Genomic DNA, 22,941 nt, shown 5'->3' with positions numbered 1-22,941 from the left:
GCAAATTGCGCATAGTTCAACAAGCCACAACCTGTTGCGACGAATGACACCCCGCTTCCCGCGGCTGATCGCAAGAAAAAGCCCCGCGCTTCTCTCGAAGGCGGGGCTTTTTATGCAGCGTCTGAAACTTAAGGTGCGTAGGTCAGCAGCAGCTCACTCGGCACTTTGAAGTCCAGAGACATCATGACGCTCAGGGCGGTGATGGTGAAGATCGAGAACACGAACAGCTTGCGTGCCCAGACCGTGTCATCCACGGCCTTGTAGCCGGTCCAGGCCATGTACAGCCAGTACATGCCCATGGCGGCGGCGACGGCGAGGTAGCTCATGCCGGCGTAGCCGCTGAAGGTCAACATCAAGGTCGCCACGAGGAAGGCCAGGATGTAGAGCAGGATGTGCTTCTTGGCGACCTGAATGCCACGCTTGACCGGCAGCACCGGAATCGAGGCCGCCAGGTAGTCGTTGAAGCGGAAGATTGCGATGGCGTAGGAATGCGGCATCTGCCACAGGCTGAACATCACCAGTAGCGTCAGCGCGGCCATGTCGAAGCTGTTGCTGACCGCGACATAACCGATCACCGGCGGCATCGCCCCCGACAGGCTGCCCACCAGCGTGCCGTGGACCGACTTGCGCTTGAGGTACAGGCTGTAGAGGCCGACGTAGATGACAAAACCGATCACCGCGAACAACGCCGCCAACGGGTTGGCGACCCAATAAAGCAGCGCCACGCCGGCCACGCCCAGCACCGTGGCGAATGCCAGGGCCAGTTGCACCGGAATCAGGCCTTGGACCAGCGCCCGATTCTTGGTGCGTTCCATCTTGATGTCGATGTCGCGGTCGATGCAGTTGTTGAACACGCAACCGGACGCCACCACCAGGGAGGTGCCGATCATCGCCGCCAGAAAGATGGCCAGATCGACATGCCCTTTCGAGGCCAGGAAAAACCCGCCCGCCACAGAAAGCACGTTACCGAAAATGATCCCCGGCTTGGTGATTTGGATAAAGTGCTTCAGTGACATCCGGAGTTTCCTCAGTGCGCCATCATGTTGGTGTGGATGCTGAACATGATCCACAACGACAGGCCGACCAACAGTACGATCACCAACGCGGCGAAGACGAACGCAATCACGTTGTTACGCTGGGCGGCCGAACGGTCCAGGTGCAGGAAGTACACCAGGTGGACCAATACTTGGACCACGGCGAAGATCAGGATGATCCAAAGCGTCAGGCTCTTGGGCAGCGATGGGTACATCACCAGGCCGAACGGAATGACAGTCAGGATCACCGACAGGATGAAGCCGATGGCGTAGGACTTGACGCTGCCGTGGCCGGCGTCGTGGCCATCATGGGAATGAGCGTTAGCCATTTACAGGGTCCCCATCAGATAAACAACGGTGAATACGCAGATCCACACCACGTCCAGGAAGTGCCAGAACAGGCTCAGGCAGCTCAGGCGTGTCTTGTTGGTGGCGGTCAGGCCGTTTTTCTGGACCTGATACATCATGATCGCCATCCAGATCAGACCGCTGGTCACGTGCAGGCCGTGGGTTCCGACCAGGGTGAAGAACCCGGACAGGAAACCGCTGCGGCTAGGGCCGTAGCCTTCGGCGATCAAGATATGAAACTCGTTGATCTCCATGGCGATAAAGCCGGCGCCCAGCAGGAAGGTCATGGCCAACCAGCCCAGGACCTGGGTTTTCTTGCCCTTGAACAACGCCAGCATGGCGAAGCCGTAGGTGATCGAGCTGAACAGCAGCAGCGCGGTTTCGCCCAGTACGTACGGCAGTTCGAAGATGTCGGCGCCCGAAGGGCCACCGGCGACGTTGTTTACCAGCACCGCGTACACCGCGAAGATCGACGCAAACAGAATGCAGTCGGTCATCAGGTAGAGCCAGAAACCGAATACGGTCATCTCGCCCGAGTCGTGGTGATGGTCATCGTGCCCATGGTCATGACCATGGGCGTGTCCAACAGTGGTCACTAAGTTCGACATGGTTTAAGCCTGTTCCAACGAGGTTTCAACACGGGTGGCGGAGGCTGGGACTTTCCCGGCCGCGACCAGACGCTTGTGCTGCTCGGCTTCGATGCGCTCGATGACATCCACCGGCACCATGTAGCCCTGATCATCACGGGCGGCATGGATGGTGAAATACACCACGGTGCCGACCAGGCTGGCGATGGCCAGCCACCAGATGTGCCAGATCATCGCGAAACCGAACACGGTCAACAGCGCGCCCATGACCACACCGGTAGCGGTGTTGTTGGGCATGTGGATCGGCGCGTACTTGGCCGGAGCCTGGTATGCGGTACCGTCTTCCTTGGCTTCGGTGAACGGATCGATGACGTCCGCTTTTGGCAGCACGGCAAAGTTGTAGAACGGGGGTGGCGAAGAAGTCGACCATTCCAGGGTATGGGCATTCCACGGGTCACCGTGTTCGCACATGTTTTCCGGCTTCTTGCGGTCACGCACACTGACGTACAACTGGATCAGCTGGCAGGCGATGCCGACCGCGATCATCACCGCACCGAACATGGCGACGTACAGGTACGGCACCCATTCAGGGTTGGTGGTGGCGTTCAGACGACGGGTCATGCCCATGAAACCCAGTGCATAGAGCGGCATGAATGCGACGAAGAAGCCCGAGATCCAGAACCAGAACGCTGCCTTGCCCCAACCTTCGTGCAGCTTGAAGCCGAACGCTTTCGGGAAGTAGAACGCAAAACCCGCGATGTAGCCGAACACGGCGCCGCCGATGATCACGTTATGGAAGTGCGCGATCACGAACAGGCTGTTGTGCAGCACGAAGTCCGCACCCGGAATGGCCAGCAGTACGCCGGTCATGCCGCCGATGGCGAAGGTCACCATGAAGCCCAGGGTCCACAGCACGTGACTGGTGAAACGCAGGCGGCCCTGATAGATGGTGAACAGCCAGTTGAACAGCTTCACACCCGTCGGGATCGAAATCAGCATCGTCGCCAAACCGAAGAAGGCGTTGACGCTGGCACCCGAACCCATGGTGAAGAAGTGGTGCAGCCAGACCATGAAGCCCAGTACCGAGATCGCGCCGGAAGCGTAGATCATCGAGTGGTGGCCGAACAGTTTCTTGCCGGAGAAGGTCGAGATGACTTCGGAGAAGATACCGAACGCCGGCAGGATCAGGATGTACACCTCAGGGTGACCCCAGGCCCAGAACAGGTTGACGTACATCATCGGATTTCCACCCAGTTCATTGGTGAAAATGTGGAAATCCATGTAGCGGTCAAGCGTCAGCAGAGCCAGGGTAGCGGTGAGGATCGGGAACGAAGCGACGATCAGTACGTTGGCCCAGGTGCAGGTCCAGGTGAAGATCGGCATGTCCATCAGCTTCATGCCCGGGGTACGCATCTTCAGCACGGTGGCCAGGAAGTTGACCCCCGTCAGCGTCGTACCCAACCCGGATAGCTGTAGCGCCCAGATGTAGTAATCCATCCCCACGCCCGGACTGTATTGCAGGCCCGACAGCGGCGGATAGGCAACCCAACCGGTCTTGGCGAATTCGCCGACGCCCAGGGACAGGTTGATCAGCACCACGCCGGACACCAACAGCCAGAAGCTCAAGGAGTTCAGGAACGGATAGGCCACGTCACGCGCGCCGATCTGCAGCGGCACTGCAAGGTTCATCAGGCCGGTGAAGAATGGCATCGCCATGAAGATGATCATGATCACACCGTGGGCGGTGAAGATCTGGTCGTAGTGTTCAGGCGGCAGGTAGCCGGGCGAACCCTCGGTGGCCATGGCCAGCTGGGTACGCATCATGATCGCGTCGGCAAAGCCGCGCAGCAACATGACCATGGCGACGATGATGTACATCACGCCGATCTTCTTGTGGTCTACCGAAGTCAACCACTCGGTCCACAGGTAGCTCCACTTCTTGAAATAAGTGATACCTGCGAACAACGCCAGACCACCGAGCGCGATGATGGCGAGGGTCACCATGACAATCGGCTCGTGGAACGGGATCGCTTCCCAACTTAATTTACCAAACATCGTTTACTCCTCTGCCCCGGCAGCTGAATGCGAGCTCATGTCCATCCCTTCCATGTTGTGGGCCACTTCCTTGTCTTTCTTCTCGTGATGCATCGGCTTGCCCGGATTCATCCCTTCATACTTATCGATGATGGTCTGGAACAGGTTCGGCGTGACCGACGAGTAGAGTTCGACTGGGTTGTTCTGGCTCGGCTTGGAAAGGGCTTCGTATTCAGCTTTTTCAAGCTGTTTAGGTGCCTTCTTCACATCGTTGACCCAGGCGTCGAAGTCTTCCTGGGTCGTGGCGATTGCTTTGAACTTCATGCCGGTAAAGCCCGCGCCGCTGTAGTTGGCGGAGATACCGTCGAGTTCGGCGTTCTGGTTGGCGATCAGGTGCAGCTTGGTCTGCATGCCGGCCATCGCATAGATCTGGCCGCCCAGGCCCGGGATGAAGAACGAGTTCATCACGGTGTCGGAGGTGACCTTGAAGTTGATCGGCGTATGGGCCGGGAACACGATCTTGTTGACCGTGGCGATGCCTTGTTCCGGATAGATGAACAGCCACTTCCAGTCCATCGAGACCACTTCGATGGTGATCGGCTTGACGTCGGAATCCAGCGGACGATAAGGGTCCAGGGCGTGGGTCGATTTGTAGGTGATGTAACCCAGGGCAATGATGATCAGTACCGGAATGGTCCACACCGCGATTTCGATTTTGGTCGAGTGGGACCATTTCGGCGTGTACGTGGCACTGGTGTTGGACGCGCGGTATTTCCAGGCGAACAGGAACGTCATGACGATAACCGGCACGACGACCAGCAACATCAGCAGCGTGGCGGTGATGATCAGGTTTCGTTCATCCAGGCCGACCTGGCCCTTGGGATCGAGCAAGGTCATGTTGCAGCCTCCCAGCAGCAACGTGCCGAGCAACGGCAACAAGCCTAGTAATCGGGGGTACCTGTTTTTACTCATCTCACGACCTCTAAAGCAGCTTGCGCAATGCAGTTGGGTTTTGATCGCCAACACTTCACCCTGCCAAGGGTTGGCATTTTCTTGGATTGAATAAGGGCTGCCCGTCGAACGTCAGACGCTGTTCGACACATCCTGGGCCAGCAGTGAGTTCTTATTCGTTGGTCAAAGGCCTAGTTCAAGCCCAATTCCATTTGGTGCGGGTAGTTGGAGGCACCGACACCTGGGGTCGCATGGGGCGCTGGCGCCCTTCGACCACTCTCGTGCTCAAGCTTGAGCCGGGTCGGAAAATCGGTGCGGGCGATTGTAGTGAGCTGGAGCCTTGGAGACCATGTCTTAACCCGAAATAATTTTTATCCGATCCGGCAACAATCTATCGCCGCTATTGCAACGGGCCAGCATGTTATCGAAATTAATTCTCAACAAGAACCCCAAAAATCGTAGGGCTACTACGCCCGATTTAGACAGCTCCAGGGAATTCCATCGGACCTGAACGCCCTTTATGCGCCCATTTTTCGGGGGCTGTGCGGCAAGACGCTTCGCTGTTAAAAATGCCTGCTTCGGCAGAGAACTGGCGAGCGAACCGGGGCCAATCCGGCTGTTTTTTTGTTGCAGGATGGGACGACAATTCACGTCATGAAAGGTCGCCAGGGGCAAGATATGTGACAACGTGTCGCACGTTGTCACAGGGCATTCTTGTTCCGGATCAAGGCTGTCTTCCACCGGGACTGAAATGCAAAACGCCCCGGCTCCTGAAAGAGGAAACCGGGGCGTCTCAAGCGTGGCTTCAGCGAAGCGGCTTGCGATTACGCGACACCAACAAAGGCACCAGCACGACGGTCAACACGAACGCCACCAGCGCCCACTGCGCCAGCGACAGACCCAGGATCGGTGGATACGGGGTGGAGCAGAAACCATCGACCTGGAAGCCCAGCGGGAAAATCTTCGCCAGCGGCAGGTCGTCCACAATGGGTTGCAGGACGTCGACGCCACAACTGACCGCGGGGAAAAACTGGGTGTACACGTGATGGCCCGCCACGCCTGCCCCGGCCAGGGCACACAGCACCACGAGACTTTCGAAAATCGTCAGGCTGCGGCGCGTGCGCATGGCGGCACCGATGAAGGCGAAGATGGCGATCAGCAACAACGCATAGCGCTGCAGGATGCACAGTGGGCATGGCGCCTCGCCGAGTACCACCTGCATGTACAGCGCACCGCCGATCAGCCCCAGGCAGATCAGCCCCAGCAGCACGAGGTAGCGCCGCTCTCGGCCTAACCGCATCATTTCCTCACTCATTGCGTTTCCCTTTATAGACATGGATCGACGCGCGACCTGGCGGCACCCGGCGCGCTATCGGATGGCCGAAGTCTACACGCAGATCATGGCCGTGAACGAGCCGCTGTCGGCAACATCAAGGGAATAGACAGGAAGAGAGTTAACTGTGGATTAATTCTGGCTGGGGAAGGCTCTTTGGAAAGGGGCGGACAGCGCCGCCCCCATTGCGAGCAGGCTCGATGCTGTCTTATTCCAGCGCTGCCGCCGGACCAAAGAACTCGTAGCGGCTCTGTTCCGCCGGCACGCCCAAGGCCTTGAGGTGACGCTTGACGGCCGCCATGAAACCCTTCGGTCCAAGGAAGTAGGCATCGACGTCCCGCTGCTCCGGCAGCCATTGCGCCAACTGTTGCTCGCCCAACAAACCGACCTTGTCAGCCACGCGACCCGAACCGTCGTCTTCGTCGTAGCAATAGAAGCGCTTGAGCTGCGGGTGACGTGTGGCCAGGTCGTCGATCCAGTCACGGAAAGCGTGGACGCCGCCGTTGCGCGCGCAGTGGATGAAATGCACCGGCCGCTCGGTTTGCAGCGCCGCCTGCAACATCGCCAGGGTCGGGGTGATACCGACGCCGCCGCTGATCAGCACCAGTGGCTTGTCGCTGGCCGTGAGGTAAAAGTCCCCGGACGGCGGGAACAGGGGGATGCGGCTGCCAACCTGGAAATCGTCGTGCAAGTAATTGGACACGCGACCGCCCGCCTCGCGCTTGACGCTGATGCGGTATTGACCGTTGTCCGCCAGGGCCGACAGCGAATAATTGCGCCGCACTTCTTCGCCATCCAGGACCAGCTTCAGGCCAATGTATTGGCCTGGTTCGGCTTGAAGGATCGGCCCTTTGTCCGCCGGCTCGAAGTAGAACGAGGTGATCTCCGAGCTTTCCGACACCTTGGCCGCCAGGATGAACTCGCGCTCGCCGCGCCAGCCGCCTGGTGCCGCGGCCTTCTGGTCATACAGCCCGGCTTCGGCGCCGATGAGAATATCGGCCAACTGGTTGTAGGCGGCGCCCCACGCCGAAATCACTTCAGGCGTAGCGATTTCCTCGCCCAGCACCTCGGCGATCGCCCGCAGGAGGCAGGAACCCACAATCGGGTAGTGCTCTGGTTGAATCTGCAAGGCAACGTGCTTGTTGACGATTTTCGCCACCAGGTCGCCCAATTGATCGAGCTGATCGATGTGCCGCGCATACATGAGCACACCGTTGGCCAAGGCACGCGGCTGATCGCCACTGGCCTGGTGGGCCTGGTTGAACAGCGGTCGCACTTCTGGATACTCGGACAGCATCATGCGATAGAAGTGAGTAATCAGCGCTTCACCACCGCTCTCAAGCAAGGGGACGGTGGAACGGATGATGGCGCGTTGCTCTCGACTCAGCATAGGTGACTCCTCACATGGAACAGATAACAGATACCTAGGCTTATCAGTTTCCATGCCAAGAATTTATTCGTTGAATTTCAACAGGTTGAAAACAACCTAGTCATAAAGACACGATGCCGTTTATAGTCGTTATGACCAGATGGAGTCATTATGACCGCAACCTCCTTGCTCACCTCGCTGCTGCCCCTGGTGGCGGACCTGTCCCGCGAACTGCCAGAGGGCGAGCGCTACCGCCGCCTCCTTGGCGCCTTGCGCGCCCTGCTGCCATGCGACGCCGCCGCGCTGTTGCGCCTGGACGGCGACTGCCTGGTGCCACTGGCGGTGGATGGCTTGAGCACCGACACGCTGGGTCGACGATTCCGCATCAGCGAGCACCCGCGCTTCGAGGCGTTGTTGGCCAGTTCGCAGCCAACGCGCTTCGCCACCGACAGCGACCTGCCCGATCCATACGATGGGCTGGTCGAGGGGCTGGACGAGCATCTCGAAGTCCACGATTGCATGGGGTGCCCGCTATTCGTCGATGAACGGCCCTGGGGGTTGCTGACCCTCGACTCCCTGGACCCGGAACGTTTCGAGCCCATCGACCTGAGCGCCTTGCAAGCCTTCGCGAGCCTCGCCGCCGCAACGGTCAGCGCCGCCCAGCGTATCGAGCACCTGGCCTTGAGGGCCGAAGACGAACACCACCGTGCCGAGGTTTATCGCCAGGCCAGCGGCCAGCAGCACCGCGACATGGTCGGCCAGAGCAAGGCCCATAAACGCTTGGTGGAAGAAATCAATCTGGTGGGTGGCAGCGACCTGACTGTGCTGATAACCGGCGAAACCGGTGTCGGCAAAGAGTTGGTGGCCCAGGCGATTCACGCCGCCTCCCCGCGCGCCGACCAGCCGCTGATCAGCCTCAACTGCGCGGCCCTGCCGGACACTCTGGTGGAAAGCGAGCTGTTCGGCCACGTACGCGGCGCCTTCACCGGGGCCACCAACGACCGACGCGGAAAGTTCGAACTGGCCGATGGCGGCACGTTGTTTCTCGATGAAGTCGGTGAACTGTCCCTGACCGTCCAGGCCAAGCTGTTGCGTGTGCTGCAGAGCGGGCAGTTGCAGCGGCTCGGCTCGGACAAGGAACACCGCGTCGATGTGCGCCTGATCGCGGCGACCAATCGCGACCTCGCCGAGGAGGTGCGCAATGGCCGTTATCGGGCCGATTTCTACCATCGGCTGAGCGTGTACCCGTTGCAGGTGCCACCGCTGCGTGAGCGCGGACGCGATGTGCTGTTACTCGCCGGGTTCTTCCTCGAACAGAATCGTTCGCGCATGGGCCTGGGCAGCCTTCGCCTGACCAGCGATGCCCAGGCCGCATTGCTGGCCTACGATTGGCCGGGCAACGTGCGTGAGCTGGAACACCTGATCGGTCGCAGCGCCTTGAAAGCACTGGGTAATTGCAAGGTACGACCGAAGATTCTCAGCTTGAGCGCCGGGGATCTCGACTTGCCCCATGCAGCGGCGGAAAACCTCCCAACGATCAGCCTTGCGCCGGAGTCCATGGTGACGGTGTCCGGTGACTTGCGCCAGGCCACGGAAAATTATCAGCGACAAATAATCGGCGCCTGCTTGGAACGCCACCAGCACAACTGGGCCGGTGCCGCCCGGGAGCTGGGCCTGGACCGGGCGAACCTGGGGCGGATGGCGAAGCGGTTGGGCCTCAAGTAGTGGCCGAGGGCACCACCTTTCACCAGTGCCCGTTATAGCGGTCCTCGTTATTGACTGGTTTTCGTCCTAAAGCCTGCCCCCGACAAGTCGATAACCCATTATCAAAGCTGTCTTGGCGATGTTCACGCTCGCCTTACCTTTTTCCACAGAAGGTTTTTATGTCTTCAAACAAAGCCCGCGCAGATTCACTTTCGCTTCTGCTGTTTACCTTGCGCAGCGGCAAGCTGATGGCGATCAACCTGCTCAAGGTCAGTGAGATCATCCCCTGCCCGCCGCTGACCAAGCTGCCGGAGTCGCATCCGCACGTCAAAGGCATCGCCACGCTGCGCGGGGCATCGCTGTCGGTGATCGACCTGAGCCGCGCCATCGGCGAGCGGCCGCTGGAAGATCCGGACGGCGGCTGCCTGATCGTCACCGATGTCAGTCGCTCCAAGCAGGGCCTGCACGTACAGGCCGTGAGCAAGATTGTCCATTGCCTGACCACTGACATCAAACCGCCGCCCTACGGCTCCGGCGGTGTACGCGCGTTCATTACCGGCGTGACCTCGGTGGACGGTACGCTGGTGCAAGTGCTGGACATCGAGAAAGTGATCCACGGCATCGCCCCGGCGCAGATCGAGACAGCGCCGACCGAACTGAGCATGGAAGACGCCGAAGTGCTGGGCAACGCACGCATCCTCGTGGTCGATGACAGCCAGGTGGCGCTGCAACAATCGGTGCATACCCTGCGTAACCTCGGCCTGCAATGCCACACCGCCCGCAGCGCCAAGGAAGCCATCGACTGCCTGTTGGAGCTGCAGGGCACTGCACAAGAGATCAACCTGATCGTCTCCGATATCGAGATGTCGGAGATGGACGGCTACGCCCTCACCCGCACGCTGCGCGAGACGCCGGACTTCGCTCACCTCTACGTGCTGCTGCATACCTCGCTCGACAGCGCCATGAACAGCGAAAAGGCCAGGCTGGCCGGCGCCAACGGGGTACTCACCAAGTTCTCTTCCCCGGAATTGACCAAGTGCCTGATCACGGCGGCCAAGGCGGTTGCCGAACAGGGCCGCTGACCGCTGCCCGCCTCGAGGCTGCGGTGTTTGCAGCCTTCGAGCCGGGCCATCCTCAGGCATACTCCAGTCCTTGCCTTCGCGAACAAGGACTTCACTGATGAAAACCCCGACCCTGATGCTCTTCGGCCTGACCGCCGCCCTGACTCTCCAGGCTCACGCTTCCAGCCCCGACGCCTGGGCTGCCTACGACAAAAAAGTGCTCGCCAGTTGCCTCAAGGCCAGCGGCCTGAAAAAACCCGAACCGATTGGCACCGCCGCGCAATTCGACGACCGGGTGGGCTACACCGCGCTGTTGCTGCAAGGCCAATACCCGCAGGCCCACATGAAAGGCGCGAGCGGCACAGAGCTGTGCCTCTACCGCAAGAAAACCAAGACCGCGTTCGTGACCGAATGGGACTCGATCCGCCCGGCTGGCAATCCATGACGACTGGCGCATAACTTGCTTCGCACGGCTCATCGCGGCGCTTTTCTGTCGCCGCTTTCAGCCTATTGCTTTCGGTCGATCAATGAACACAACGTTTTCCTGTGTAGGGTGCGGTAAATGCTGTACCGGCCATCACGTCCCCCTGACCCTCGACGAAGCCAGGATGTGGGCCAATGATGGCGGGCAGGTGATCGTCCTGGTCGAGGCCTTCCTGCCCAATGGCCTCGGCCTTCCAGTGGCGCAACGCGAGCACGCCGAACGGCGTTCGGCGGTGGTGCGCAGCGGCACGAGCGAAGCGCTCGTGGCGATCACGTTTGCCGCCTACAACACCGGCCGTTGCCATAATCTGGACGCCGACAACCTGTGCCGCATCTATGAGCGCCGCCCCTTGGTGTGCCGCATCTACCCGATGGAAATCAACCCGCACATCCCGCTCAACACCGCCACCAAGGATTGCCCGCCGGAGTCGTGGGAAACGGGGCCGCAATTGATTGTCGGCGGTGAATTGGTCGACCAGGAACTCGCTCGGCTGATTGAGCGCTCACGCCAGGCCGATCGTCAGGAGATCGGCATGAAGGAACGCATTTGCGTGGCCCTGGGCATCCACACCACTGCGCTGAAAGGTGATGGGTTCACCGCGTACCTGCCGGACATGAGCGCGTTCGCCGCTGCCATCGATCAGGCCCGCTCGCAGCCGCTTGAGCAAGCGGCAGGAGAATGGCGGTTCCATCTGTCCGGCGATGACATCGCCAGCCAGGTCACTGCCGCCGGCGCATGCGTCGTCACTGAAACGCCGGTGAACTACGCCTTTATTTCGCTGCGGGCGGCATAGCTTCCATAGGGACTTGCGGTGCACCAAAAACACCGCCCCCTCTCGCCTAACCCGCGCCAGGAATGTTAGCGTGCTTGGTATTCCCTGCAGAGAGCCTTGCACGATGAAAAAAACCGTACTTGCCTTCAGCCGTATCACGCCGCCTATGATCGAGCGCCTGCGACAGGACTTCGACGTGATTGTGCCCAACCCATCGAACGGCGACCTCAACGCGCAGTTCAATGAAGCCTTGCCCCACGTCCACGGGCTGATCGGTGTCGGCCGCAAGCTCGGCCGCGAGCAACTGCAAAACGCCGCGAAGCTGCAAGTGGTGTCCAGCGTGTCGGTGGGCTACGACAACTATGACCTGGCGTACTTCAATGAACGCGGGATCATGCTCACCAATACCCCCGACGTGCTCACCGAAAGCACCGCCGACCTGGCATTCGCGCTGCTGATGAGCAGTGCCCGTCGCGTCGCTGAACTGGACGCCTGGACCAAGGCCGGACAGTGGCAAGCGACGGTCGGGCCACAGCTGTTCGGCAGCGATGTGCATGGCAAGACCCTGGGTATCGTCGGCATGGGTAATATCGGCGCAGCGATTGCCCGACGCGGCCGGCTGGGGTTCAACATGCCGATCCTGTACAGCGGCAACAGCCGCAAGACCGAACTGGAAACCCAGCTGGGTGCACAATTTCGCGAACTGGACCAGTTGCTGGCCGAAGCCGACTTCGTCTGCCTCGTGGTGCCGTTGAGCGAGAAGACCCGTCATCTGATCGGCCAACGCGAGCTGGGCCTGATGAAACCCAGCGCCATCCTGATCAACATCTCCCGTGGCCCGGTAGTGGACGAGCCGGCGCTGATCGAAGCCTTACAGAACAACCGCATCCGCGGCGCCGGGCTGGATGTCTATGAGAAAGAGCCGCTGGCCGAGTCACCGCTGTTCCAGCTGAAAAACGCCGTGACCTTGCCGCACATCGGTTCCGCCACCCATGAGACTCGGGAAGCAATGGCCAACCTTGCCGTGGAGAATTTGCGAAGCGCCTTGATGGGCGAACGACCGAAGAACCTGGTCAACCCGCAAGTATTCCCCGCCAAGTAAAAGCGTTGGCAGGGACATAACTTGATAATCAGTTTCCCTGCCAACTTAACCGGCAAACTATAACCTCCAGTGCAACTGTACTAAACCTACATCACTGGAGTCTTATATATGCACAGCCTCACCACAGCCCAACTTATTCGCAAGAGCAAGGCAATCATCGTCTTAATAGCCGGCCTGTTTGGCGTTCTGGTCATGATCAGCAACCTGACCGATTACGCTAATAATTATGAGTATGTTGGCCACATCCTGAGCATGGATACGACCGTTGGAAATGAACGACTTATGTATCGTGCGGTGACGTCGCCAATTGCCCACCACCGGATTTATTGGATGATCATCACATTGGAGTCCATCTTTACAACCTGCTGCCTGTTGGGCGCCTATCAGATGTTGAGAAACTTGCATGCGCCACACAACGCCTTTCATGAAGCCAAAAAGTACGCGATTATTGGCTTAACCACAGCGTTGTTCGTTTATTACTTTTGTCTTCAAGTCATTGCCAACGAATGGTTTGAGATGGACACTTCCGAACAATGGAACATGATTCCGTGGACGAAAGTTGCTACCGATTTTCTCTTGCCGGCACTGATCTTCGTCAGCATCAAGAATGACCACTAACGGACTGTATCGATCATCGGTGCCAATACAACCGGCTTCGGCTTGCGGAACACCAGCACGTTGCCCAGCATCACCAGCACCAGCCCGACCAACGCTGGCGCGGTCCATTGATAACCCTCGGCAAACGCCGAGACGTTCAATGCCACCACCGGGAACAGGACCGTGCAATACGCTGCCCGCTCCGGGCCCATGCGTCCGACGAGCGTCAGGTAGGCGGTAAAGCCGATGACCGAACCCGGAATGACCAAGTACAACAGCGAGCCGACGTAACGCGTGTTCCATTCCATGTCGAACGGGATGCCCTGCAACAGACACCACACGGACAGCATCGCGGCCCCGTAGGCCATGCCCCAAGCGTTGGTCGTCAGCGGCTTGAGGCCGGCTTTCTGTTGCAGGCTCGACAACATATTGCCTGCCGAGAAACACAACGTTCCCAAGAGCGCCAATGCCAATCCGAGCAACGTTTGCGGGCTTGCGCTGTGACCGGCCAGCTCCGGCCAGAACAACAGCGCCAGCCCGAACAGCCCCAGCGCACCGCCCAGCAACACGTTACGGGCAATTCGCTGACCGAAGAAAACCCGTGCATTCAGGGCGTTCCAGAGGGTAGCCGTGGAGAACACCACGGCAATCAGGCCGCTGGGAATCCACTGACTGGCGGTCAGGAAACACATGAAGTTGATGCAGAACAGGCACAAGCCCTGGGCGACGCAAATCAGATGGCCGCGCCGACTCATCACCTGCAAGCGCCGGCTGAGCAAAAGCATCACGAACAGAATCAGCGCCGCGAGGCCAAAGCGATAAACGATCGACACCGGGATGGCGACCACGCCCAATTGCAGTTTCAGCGCAATCCACGTGGTGCCCCAGATGATCACGGTAAGCAGGTACAGCGAGAGGTTCATGACGGCGACTCCTGATAATGGTCCCAGTGTCACACCGCCATTGACCTGGCGCTTGCGTAAACTTGCGGTTTTGTCGGCTGGCAGGCTGGCACGGATAGGCCGAGGGAGTAGGATGCAAGGCGTTGGAGAGAGCCGATCATGTCCACACTGCAAACCTTGCAAGTCTTTCAAGCCCTCAACAGCTCGCCCAACGCTCGCCTTGAGCACAGCGCCGAGCTCGGGGACGGCTTGGCGGCCGCTTTGTGGAGCAATCACCACGACGCCCGTGACTACGAGGCGCCGACTCACCATACGCTGTCGTGCTACATCGCTGGCGGCACCGGCACGTTTCGCCGCGAACGACCCGACGCCACCGGGGCACCAGACAAACTCTGCGTGCTGCCGGCCGAGCATGAGTCGGCCTGGGTCATCAATGGTGATATTCGCCTCGCCCACCTGTATTTCAGCCCCGAACAGTTCGCTCTCGGTTGCGTCACGTTGCTGGATCGTGAACCCCGGCAAGTCCAATTGCACGAGGCAACGTTCCTTGACGACCCGCAACAGGCCCAGCGCTTTCGCCAGTTGATCGCGCTGAACTGGAACGAACCCGCCGAACGCCTGCTCTGCACCAGCCTGGCCCATGACCTGCTCAGTCATTTGCTGCTGAGTCAGGTCGGCCTGCGCCAGGGGCTTCGCCTCAAGGGCGGCCTGGCTGCCCATCAACGGCGGATGCTGGTGGACTACATCGACAGTCACCTGGCCGAGGCCATCAGCCTTGGGCAACTGGCGGCGCTTTGCGCCTTGTCCGAATACCACTTCGCCCGAATGTTCCGCGAGAGCTTCGGGCTGCCTCCCCACCAGTATGTGCTGGCACGACGCTTGTCACAGGCGCGACACTTGCTGCGCAGCACTTCACAAGCGCTGGGCGATGTTGCGTTGGCCTGCGGGTTCGCCAGCGCCAGTCATTTCGCCAATCGTTTTCGCCAAATCGTGGGCGCCACGCCCGGGGAATATCGACAGGCGTTTCTGTGCTAGACGCCGTCGCGCTCCGACCCGACAAAGAAGCGGACACTCATCCCGATTGCCGTAGCCCCGGCCGCACCTCTACAATGCGAACAATTCTTGTTCTCTAGCGCAGCCGATCGCTGTCGGAGTGTTCCTGTTGCCGTCCGCCCCTACCGTCGAAGTGCTTTATATCGCCCATCACAACTGGCTCAACGGCTGGTTGCGACGCCGGCTCGGTTGCCCCGAAAGCGCCGCAGACCTGGCGCAAGACACGTTCATACGAGTAATGGCGGCACGCGATCCCCAGCCGATTCTCGAACCGCGGGCGTTCCTCACCACCATCGCCAAGCGTGTGTTGTTCAACCATTACCGCCGTCAGGACCTGGAGCGCGCCTACCTTGACGCGCTGGCCCAACTGCCCGGGCAGGTGGCGCCTTCGGAAGAGGAACGCGCGATCATCCTGCAAACGCTGCTGGAGCTCGATCAACTGCTCGATGGTCTGCCGCATGCGGTCAAGCGGGCATTTTTACTGGCCCAGGTCGACGGTTTGACCTACAACGAAATCGCTCGCGAATTGGGTATCTCGCTGGCAACGGTCAAGCGCCATTTGAACAAAGCGGCGATGCGCTGCTATTTCGCGCTGTGACCTGCCGATGAACACCGCACCGAATGTCAGCGCGCATGTTGCCGAGCAGGCTGTCCACTGGCTGCTGGAAATGCAGCAAGGGCCGCTCGACCCACGCCAGCAACAGGCGTGGGAGCAATGGCTCAATGCCCACAGCGAACATCGCCGGGCATGGGAACACATCCAGCGGGTCAATCAACGGCTGCGCAATGTTTCTTCGCCCCTGGCCCACGCCGCACTCAACGCACCCAAACGCACCACGCGGCGCCAGGCACTCAAACTGCTGTTGATCCTGGGCGCCGGTTCCAGCCTGGCGTGGGGACTGCGCGAACGGCAATTATTGCCGCCGTTGATGGCCGACTATCGCAGCCCGGTGGGCGAGCGGCGTCGCCTGACACTCGATGACGGCAGTCAATTGCAGCTCAATACCGGCAGCGCCGTGGACGTTCGTTTTGACGCCCAACGTCGCTTGATCCGCCTGCTGGAAGGAGAACTGCAGATAACCGGCGCGCGGGATCCACGCCCCTTGCAAGTGGCGACCGCCCACGGGCTGCTGGAGAGTCAGTCTGCGCGGTTCAACGTGCGTGAATTTCCCGGTCACACCCAAGTGGCCGTGTTCGAAGGCCAGGTGCAAGGTCACGGGCATCAAGGCGCGCCATTTGTTCTGACAGCCTCGCGACAACTGGGCCTGGGCATCAACGGCGCCGGTCCACCCACGGCGCTGGATGCCAACAGCGGCGCCTGGACTGAGGGAATGCTGGTGGCGGCGCACATGCGCCTGACGGATTTCCTCGACGAACTCAGCCGCTACCGACGTGGCCAGTTGCACTGCGATGAAGCCGTCGCCAACCTGCTGATCTCAGGAAGCTACCCGCTGGACAACAGCGAACGGATCCTCGACCTGCTGGAAGTCAGCCTGCCGGTTACAGTGCGACGGTTCACCCGGTATTGGGTCAGCGTCGAGGCCCGTGCCTGAAACACGACCGTAGCGAGGACCGCAAGCGCCCACTTCAAACGGCAAGACACGACCTTCGCCAAAAAATTGCTTTTCCAGTGAGCTGTTTTCGACACCTCGGGTGACAGAGAAGGAAAGCCACTTTGATGCAACCTTCTCAGGACCCTCATCATGCTGCAATCCCCTACTCGCCTCACCCCGATCACCCGAGCCCTGCGCCAACTCCTGCTGGGCGCCAGCCTGAGTTGGGTTGCGTTACCGTCGGTGCAGGCAGCCGAGACCAGGGCTTACCACATCGCGCCGTCGTCGCTGGAGAACGCCCTCAATCAGTTCGGCCGTGAAGCCGGGGTGCTGATCTCCTTTGGTTCGCAAATGACCGGTGGCCTGCAAAGCCGTGGCCTGGAAGGCAACTACAGCTTGGAGCAGGGCCTTGGCGCGCTGCTCGAAGGCACCGGCCTGCAAGCCCGGTCCGAAGGTGATAACGCCTACAGCCTGCAACCGGCCGACAGCGCCTCCCTGGATTTGAGCACCACCACCGTGGTCGGCGACTGGCTCGGCGACGCCGCGCAGACCAATGTGTTCGAACACCCGGGCGCCCGCGACGTCATCCGCCGTGAAGAATTCGAGCGCCAGGGCGCGACGCAGGCACGGGATGTGCTCAATCGCATTCCCGGCGTCAACGCCCCCGACAACAACGGAACTGGTAGCCATGACATGGCGCTGAATTTTGGCATTCGCGGCCTCAATCCGCGCCTGGCCTCGCGCTCCACGGTGCTGATGGACGGCATCCCGGTGCCCTTCGCCCCTTATGGCCAACCACAGCTGTCGTTCGCCCCGGTCAGCATGGGCAATATGGACGCGGTAGACGTCGTGCGCGGTGGTGGCGCGGTGCGCTACGGCCCGCAAAACGTCGGCGGCGTGGTGAACTTCGTGACCCGGGCGATTCCCGATGCGCCGACGGTCAAGGGCGGCTTGCAGACCGAGACGAGCCCGTCATCCAGCCACGACGGCTTCAAGACGACTTCCAATCTACTGGCCGGTGGCACCGCCGACAACGGCTTGGGCGGTGCGCTGCTGTATTCCGGCACCCGTGGTGGGGATTGGCGCGAACACAGCGACACGCAAATCGACGACCTGATCCTGAAGGGCAATTACCAACTGGACGAAGCCAACAGTTTCAACGCCATGGCCCAGTATTACGAAGGTGAGGCCGATATGCCCGGCGGCCTGAATGTCGCCGACTACGACGCCGACCCATACCAGTCCACCCGTCCGAACGATCGGTTCTGGGGCCGTCGCACCCTGGTCAATTTCGGCTACCGCTACCAGCAGGACCGTCGGGAATTCACCGCCAGCACGTTCTTCACCAAGACCTTGCGCAGCGGTTATCTGGACCAGGGCTCTTTCCTGTCCCTGTCGCCTCGCGAATATTGGGTACGAGGCCTGGAGACCCGCTTCGCCCAAGGCTTCGACCTCGGCCCGACCCGCCACGAAGTCGGCGTCGGCTACCGTTACATCAACGAAGCCGGCCACGAGCTGCGTTATCGTACGCCCGTCGCCAGCAACGAACTGCCAACGACCTCCAGCCGCAACGACCGCGATACGCGTGGCGGCACTGAAGCCAACGCGTTTTTCATTGATGACCGGATCGACATTGGCAAATGGACCATCACGCCTGGCATTCGCTACGAAATGATCGAATCGCAGCAGACCAACAACCTGACGAATGTGAAGTACAAGGGCGACTACAACACCGCCCTGCCGGCGCTGAACGTGCTGTATCACCTGACCGACGAATGGAACCTGTACGCCAACACCGAAGGTTCATTCGGCAGCGTGCAGTACAGCCAGATGCCCAACCGCGTCAGCAGCGGTGAAGTGAAACCGGAGAAGGCCCGCACCTGGGAGCTTGGCACTCGCTACGACAATGGCAACCTTCGGGCGGAAATCGGCGCGTTCCTGATCAATTTCGATAACCAGTATGAAAGCAACCAGACCAATGACTCGGTGATCGCCCGGGGCGAGACCCGCCATCAAGGCATTGAAACCAGCATCAACTATGCCCTCGACGGCCTGAGCCCGGCGCTGGCTGGTTTCGACGTCTACGCCACCTACGCTTTCGTCGATGCCACCATCCGCGAGGACGGCCCGAACAAGGGCAACCGCGTGCCATTCTCCTCGAAACACAAAGGTACGCTGGGGATCGGTTATACCGAAGGCCCCTGGAAGCTCAACCTGGACAGCACCTACCAGAGCGCGCAGTTCGCCGACAACGCCAACACCCGCGCCGAAAGTGTGGACGGCAGCACCGGAAATATCCCTGGCTACATGCTATTCAGCAGCCGCGCCGCCTATGACTTCGGCCCGCGGTTGTCGGACCTGAACGTTGCGGTGGGTGTGAAGAACATCTTCAACACTCAGTATTTCACGCGCTCCTTCGACGACAACAATCGAGGCAAGTACGTCGGCGAACCTCGCACGGTGTATGTGCAGACCTCCGTAGCCTTCTGATTACGGCGCTCGTGGACCGCTAAAACAGAACGGGCCTGCAATTGCAGGCCCGTTTTTTTGGGGTGAAAAAAGTGAGCCAGACTCAGCCGTTGAGTGCAGCCCGTTCGTTCTCCAGGAATTCTTCTTCCAGCATCGCATCGGCGAGGGCAATCGATTCGGTCGGGCCGTTGGTGGCGGCACGCTTGCCGCGCAGTTTGCCGAACAGATGCTCCAATGCATGCTCCAGCTTGGTGGCCGCGCCTTCGATCGCAAGTTCCAGCGATTCGGCCTTGTGGGTCACGGAAATGGGCTGGTGGCCCTTTGGCCGCGCTTCCAACTGGCACCGCAAATCATGGGGACCAGGCTTGTCGCCGTTCTCATCACCCAGATGAACTTCGATCCGTGTCAGGTCTTCTTCGTAGCGTTCGAGCGTGCTCTCAATGGTCGTACGTACCCACTCCTCCAGTCGGATGCTGCTTTGAATATGGTTATCGCTATTGACTTGGATTTGCATAGTTCATCCCTTATTTCGGCTAGCTCGCCAGGGGCCAATCGACGGTAGCGCAACGGCCCCTTGAATACAGAGTCGGGCTGGCGACAGAACAATTCAAGCCCTCAAAAAAGATAAATATTGATTTGCAAATAAAGCCGGACAACCGACAAAAGCGCTGTTAATGTCGGGAGTTGCCTCGCCTCGCTCCTCTCGCCAATTCCCCCCCGATCTTGCACCGCCAGCGAACATTCATCCGTTCCTGCCCCGAAACGGGCAGCGCCCAGACCTGCATCCCAGAGCCCCTGGTATCAAGGCGCCGCGATCATTGTCCGACAGTTTTTCCGGCATGCCCCTTGCAAAAGCCTTGGTAGAGCTGCCAAGGGCTGCGCCCCCCCCGGTCCGTCGCCTGCCAGCCCCGCAATTTGATGGATGAATACGATCATGGAACAGCCGATGGTCCGGTGTTGCGAACTAATCCCGATCATGGCCGGTCAACAACTGCACGTTCAATCAGGCGGTGACGCATCATGGACAACCCTTTTCAGATCATTACGGACGCCTTCGCGCCGCAGTACCAAATCAACCTGAGCATCCAAGGCCTGGATGGCAGCATCATGCTGACCCTTTCCAAGAGCGGGCGCGTCGTCGCCAAGCGCATGATCAGTGCCCAGCAGCGCAACGACCCGGAACGGCTGCGGCGCCTGGTACAAAGCATTCAATTCGGGATTGCCATCGAACAAGGCCACAGCGCCGTGGCAATCCTCGAAGCCATGACCGGCGGCGACACCATCAAGGTGCCGCCACCGCAGGTCCAAGGCCAGGCCTGCAGCGCCGCCGGTCTCTAGATTTCGCCCTTCTCCACTTCGGCATGCTCGCTCGAACCCGCGCCGACCTTGCGGTGCGGGTGTTCGATCTTCACCGAGGGAAACTGCGACGAGGCATAGCGCACTACCAGGATCGCGAACGCCAGCAGCAGGATGCCACCGCACAAGTAGATAATTCCCAGGTCCGGCGGACTGTGGTGGGAAACATTGGAAATCAGCAGGCGCGTCAGCGCGGTGATTGCCACGTAGATCAGGAACCGCACCGGCATGTGGTTGGTCTTGAAGTAAATCCCGACCATCGCCCCCAGCTCCAGGTAGATGAACAGCAGGAGGATGTCATCAATCTTGATGTGCCCCTCCTCGATCATCTGCAAGAACTCCATCACCGCCGCCCACGCGGTCACCGCTCCGATGGCGAACAGTGCCAGGTAATGGAACGTCTCGACGAACAGGTTGCCCAGGGATTCAGCCAGCTGGTGTACGTTCTGGCGCAGGTTCTCGGCCCAGTTGATTTTCACGATGTAGTTTCCTTAGGTCGGCTCGACCGGATGATGCGGGTTGGACGTGACGGTTGTTCTGCATGCAGAAAAAAGGCCAGCCACTGGGGTGAGATGGCGATGGGCTGGTACACGACACGTTGCGACATGAACCGGCCTCGCCGCAGACGCGATTTACCTGCGGGACAAACCTTGAAATCGGTCTACATTAAAAAGCCACTATCCAAAGCATCAGGATTCGCTTATTCTTTTGCCTGTATATAAATACAGTAGTCGAAAAGACAAACCAATGTGAAGGCATGTGAGGTGGTGAATGGCCGTCGAAGTGGTATACCGCAGCAGCCGAGATCTGGAGCGCTTGTTCATGGATAAAGCCGAAGCTGACCGTCATGACAAAATGCTGGAACTCGCCGAATTGCTGGCCGAGGTGTTGCAAAAAGCCGTCCCATCGCTGAGCGAGAAACAGGTGGAAGAAGCAGGGATCTACATGGCGAAGAACCGCGATGTATTCGCCAAGGCCTTCAAGAGCCAGCCGGACGCCTTGTCCGAACTGCTCAATCCGTCGGACGAATGAGCAAAAAGACCGCAGCCTGCGACAGCTGATACACGCTACATCCCGTGTATCAGCTGTCGCAGGCTGCGGTCTTTTTTTATCGGTACAACAAACGCTCCGCCAGCTCATCGGCTACCCGGGCTGGTGAACGCTTCTCCGCCTGGGCGTGGGCGAAGACTTCAGTGAGCCGGGCACCGATCTTCGACAGATGCGCGGTGATGGTCGGCAGTTCCTCACCCTGATGTTTCAGGGCGACGTAGATCAGCCCGCCCGAGTTGATCACGTAATCCGGCGCATAGAGTATCCCGCGTCTCTCCAACTGATCGGCTACTTGCAGATTGCTCAACTGGTTGTGGGCCGAGCCGGCAACCGCCGAGCAGCGCAATTGCGCCACGCTGTGGCTGTTGAGCACGCCGCCGAGGCCACAAGGCGCAAGAATGTCGCATGGAGTGCTTAGCAGCGCGTCGTTGGCGATCGGATGGGCGCCCAATTGCTCCATCGCCAGTTGCACCTTGCCAGGGTCGATGTCGCTGACCAGCAATTCCGCGCCCGCGGCGTGCAGCTGTTCGGCCAAGGCATAACCCACATTGCCCAGGCCCTGGATCGCCACCCGCAGGCTTTCCAGATTATCGCTGCCCAGGCGGGCCATGGCCGTTGCACGAATGCCGGCGAAGACGCCCATCGCCGCGTGAGGCGCCGGGTCTCCCGCGGCGGTGGTACTGGTGACATGACGGGTTTGCTGGGCGATGCAGTCCATGTCCGCCACCGATGTACCGCTGTCGATGGCGGTGATGTAGCGCCCGTCCAATTGTTCGATGCAACGACCAAAGGCTTCGAACAGCGCGGCCCGGCTGTCAACGTGCGCCGGGCGCATGATGACAGCCACGCCTCCGCCCACTGGCAAGCCGGCCAGGGCGGCCTTGTAGCTCATGCCCTGGGCCAGGCGCACGGCGTCGGCCACGGCAGTTTCATCGTCGGGGTAGGAAAGATAACGACAGCCACCCAGGGCAGGCCCAGGACGGCTGCAATGAATGGCAATCACCGCCTTCAACCCGGTCGCCGGGTCCACGCTCAAGTGCAGCGATTCAAGGCGGGAGCTTTGCATGAGAGCGAACATCGACAGGCTCCCGAATCACTTTTGTCTGTTTCGCCAGTATAGGCGTGCGGCCGAAAATTGCTGGAGCACGCCGGAATAAGCCTGGGCAGTTGTCAGCTTTTTAG

23 protein-coding genes are annotated in these 22,941 nt (G+C 60.0%); 12 read left to right on the top strand and 11 right to left on the bottom strand.

Going from position 1 to position 22,941, the window contains the following annotated elements; genetic code table 11:
* Window positions 1–128 precede the first annotated feature (128 nt).
* The 7 genes from cyoE to hmpA form a co-directional block, all read right to left on the bottom strand.
* Window positions 129–1,016, bottom strand: a complete 888-nt coding sequence (gene cyoE, locus HU742_RS04385; protein ID WP_039591595.1) for a heme o synthase — start codon at window positions 1,014–1,016, stop codon at window positions 129–131.
* An 11-nt stretch (window positions 1,017–1,027) separates the two neighbouring features.
* A complete protein-coding gene (gene cyoD / locus HU742_RS04380) occupies window positions 1,028–1,363 on the bottom strand; it encodes a cytochrome o ubiquinol oxidase subunit IV (protein ID WP_039591596.1) in 336 nt (111 codons plus the stop codon).
* The gene (locus HU742_RS04375; protein WP_186638212.1) at window positions 1,364–1,990 is read right to left on the bottom strand and encodes a cytochrome o ubiquinol oxidase subunit III; all 627 of its coding nucleotides are present in this window, start codon (window positions 1,988–1,990) and stop codon (window positions 1,364–1,366) included.
* Window positions 1,991–1,993: 3 nt separating this feature from the next.
* A complete protein-coding gene (cyoB, locus tag HU742_RS04370) occupies window positions 1,994–4,024 on the bottom strand; it encodes a cytochrome o ubiquinol oxidase subunit I (protein ID WP_186638210.1) in 2,031 nt (676 codons plus the stop codon).
* A 3-nt stretch (window positions 4,025–4,027) separates the two neighbouring features.
* Complete coding sequence (cyoA, locus tag HU742_RS04365; protein WP_186611020.1) at window positions 4,028–4,975, bottom strand: ubiquinol oxidase subunit II; 948 nt, start codon at window positions 4,973–4,975, stop codon at window positions 4,028–4,030.
* A 784-nt stretch (window positions 4,976–5,759) separates the two neighbouring features.
* Window positions 5,760–6,269: a disulfide bond formation protein B gene (locus HU742_RS04360; protein ID WP_186638208.1), complete on the bottom strand. Its 510-nt coding sequence runs from the start codon at window positions 6,267–6,269 to the stop codon at window positions 5,760–5,762.
* A gap of 226 nt (window positions 6,270–6,495) precedes the next feature.
* Window positions 6,496–7,677: an NO-inducible flavohemoprotein gene (hmpA, locus tag HU742_RS04355; RefSeq protein ID WP_186638205.1), complete on the bottom strand. Its 1,182-nt coding sequence runs from the start codon at window positions 7,675–7,677 to the stop codon at window positions 6,496–6,498.
* 150 nt (window positions 7,678–7,827) lie between these two features.
* Here hmpA and norR point away from each other — a divergent pair, with 150 nt between their 5' ends.
* The 6 genes from norR (at window position 7,828) to HU742_RS04325 (ending at window position 13,397) form a co-directional block, all read left to right on the top strand.
* On the top strand, window positions 7,828–9,381 hold the full coding sequence (norR, locus tag HU742_RS04350; protein ID WP_186643826.1) for a nitric oxide reductase transcriptional regulator NorR: 1,554 nt from the start codon (window positions 7,828–7,830) through the stop codon (window positions 9,379–9,381).
* Between the two features lie 158 nt (window positions 9,382–9,539).
* Window positions 9,540–10,442 (top strand): chemotaxis protein CheV, encoded by a 903-nt coding sequence (locus HU742_RS04345; RefSeq protein ID WP_039591605.1) that lies wholly within the window; start codon window positions 9,540–9,542, stop codon window positions 10,440–10,442.
* A 97-nt stretch (window positions 10,443–10,539) separates the two neighbouring features.
* Entirely contained in the window at window positions 10,540–10,866 is a 327-nt protein-coding gene (locus tag HU742_RS04340) for a hypothetical protein (RefSeq protein WP_186643828.1), read from the top strand.
* Between the two features lie 82 nt (window positions 10,867–10,948).
* Window positions 10,949–11,698 carry a YkgJ family cysteine cluster protein gene (locus HU742_RS04335; protein ID WP_186643830.1) on the top strand — a complete coding sequence of 250 codons (750 nt, stop codon included), beginning with the start codon at window positions 10,949–10,951 and terminating at the stop codon, window positions 11,696–11,698.
* A 103-nt stretch (window positions 11,699–11,801) separates the two neighbouring features.
* Window positions 11,802–12,779: a 2-hydroxyacid dehydrogenase gene (locus tag HU742_RS04330; RefSeq protein ID WP_186643832.1), complete on the top strand. Its 978-nt coding sequence runs from the start codon at window positions 11,802–11,804 to the stop codon at window positions 12,777–12,779.
* Window positions 12,780–12,887: 108 nt separating this feature from the next.
* Window positions 12,888–13,397: a DUF2165 domain-containing protein gene (locus HU742_RS04325; RefSeq protein WP_186643834.1), complete on the top strand. Its 510-nt coding sequence runs from the start codon at window positions 12,888–12,890 to the stop codon at window positions 13,395–13,397.
* Here the strand turns inward: HU742_RS04325 and HU742_RS04320 are convergent.
* Entirely contained in the window at window positions 13,394–14,299 is a 906-nt protein-coding gene (locus HU742_RS04320; protein WP_186643836.1) for a DMT family transporter, read from the bottom strand. The genes HU742_RS04325 and HU742_RS04320 overlap by 4 nt on opposite strands.
* Before the next feature lie 138 nt (window positions 14,300–14,437).
* Here HU742_RS04320 and HU742_RS04315 point away from each other — a divergent pair, with 138 nt between their 5' ends.
* The 4 genes from HU742_RS04315 (at window position 14,438) to fecA (ending at window position 19,374) form a co-directional block, all read left to right on the top strand.
* Window positions 14,438–15,313, top strand: a complete 876-nt coding sequence (locus HU742_RS04315) for an AraC family transcriptional regulator (protein ID WP_186638190.1) — start codon at window positions 14,438–14,440, stop codon at window positions 15,311–15,313.
* 127 nt (window positions 15,314–15,440) lie between these two features.
* Window positions 15,441–15,929 (top strand): sigma-70 family RNA polymerase sigma factor, encoded by a 489-nt coding sequence (locus HU742_RS04310; protein WP_186638187.1) that lies wholly within the window; start codon window positions 15,441–15,443, stop codon window positions 15,927–15,929.
* 7 nt (window positions 15,930–15,936) lie between these two features.
* Window positions 15,937–16,884: a FecR domain-containing protein gene (locus HU742_RS04305; protein ID WP_186643838.1), complete on the top strand. Its 948-nt coding sequence runs from the start codon at window positions 15,937–15,939 to the stop codon at window positions 16,882–16,884.
* A 150-nt stretch (window positions 16,885–17,034) separates the two neighbouring features.
* Window positions 17,035–19,374: a TonB-dependent Fe(3+) dicitrate receptor FecA gene (gene fecA / locus HU742_RS04300; protein WP_186643840.1), complete on the top strand. Its 2,340-nt coding sequence runs from the start codon at window positions 17,035–17,037 to the stop codon at window positions 19,372–19,374.
* An 82-nt stretch (window positions 19,375–19,456) separates the two neighbouring features.
* On the opposite strand, the gene HU742_RS04295 is transcribed toward fecA, so the two are convergent.
* Window positions 19,457–19,867, bottom strand: coding sequence for an HPF/RaiA family ribosome-associated protein (locus HU742_RS04295; protein ID WP_186611033.1), 411 nt, complete (start codon window positions 19,865–19,867; stop codon window positions 19,457–19,459).
* Window positions 19,868–20,373: 506 nt separating this feature from the next.
* On the opposite strand from HU742_RS04295, the gene HU742_RS04290 reads away from it, so the two are divergent.
* Window positions 20,374–20,691, top strand: coding sequence for a DUF3509 domain-containing protein (locus HU742_RS04290; RefSeq protein ID WP_186643842.1), 318 nt, complete (start codon window positions 20,374–20,376; stop codon window positions 20,689–20,691).
* On the opposite strand, the gene HU742_RS04285 is transcribed toward HU742_RS04290, so the two are convergent.
* Window positions 20,688–21,188: a phosphate-starvation-inducible protein PsiE gene (locus HU742_RS04285; protein ID WP_186611035.1), complete on the bottom strand. Its 501-nt coding sequence runs from the start codon at window positions 21,186–21,188 to the stop codon at window positions 20,688–20,690. The genes HU742_RS04290 and HU742_RS04285 overlap by 4 nt on opposite strands.
* A gap of 292 nt (window positions 21,189–21,480) precedes the next feature.
* On the opposite strand from HU742_RS04285, the gene HU742_RS04280 reads away from it, so the two are divergent.
* Entirely contained in the window at window positions 21,481–21,741 is a 261-nt protein-coding gene (locus HU742_RS04280) for a YebG family protein (RefSeq protein WP_014340121.1), read from the top strand.
* Between the two features lie 76 nt (window positions 21,742–21,817).
* Here the strand turns inward: HU742_RS04280 and HU742_RS04275 are convergent, their stop codons facing one another.
* A complete protein-coding gene (locus HU742_RS04275) occupies window positions 21,818–22,837 on the bottom strand; it encodes a Glu/Leu/Phe/Val dehydrogenase family protein (RefSeq protein ID WP_186638179.1) in 1,020 nt (339 codons plus the stop codon).
* Window positions 22,838–22,941 lie beyond the last annotated feature (104 nt).

This window comes from Pseudomonas marvdashtae (genome assembly GCF_014268655.2).
Taxonomy (GTDB): domain Bacteria; phylum Pseudomonadota; class Gammaproteobacteria; order Pseudomonadales; family Pseudomonadaceae; genus Aquipseudomonas; species Aquipseudomonas marvdashtae.
Note: the sequence above shows the minus strand (reverse complement) of the source record. Positions and strands in the feature narration are given on the sequence as shown.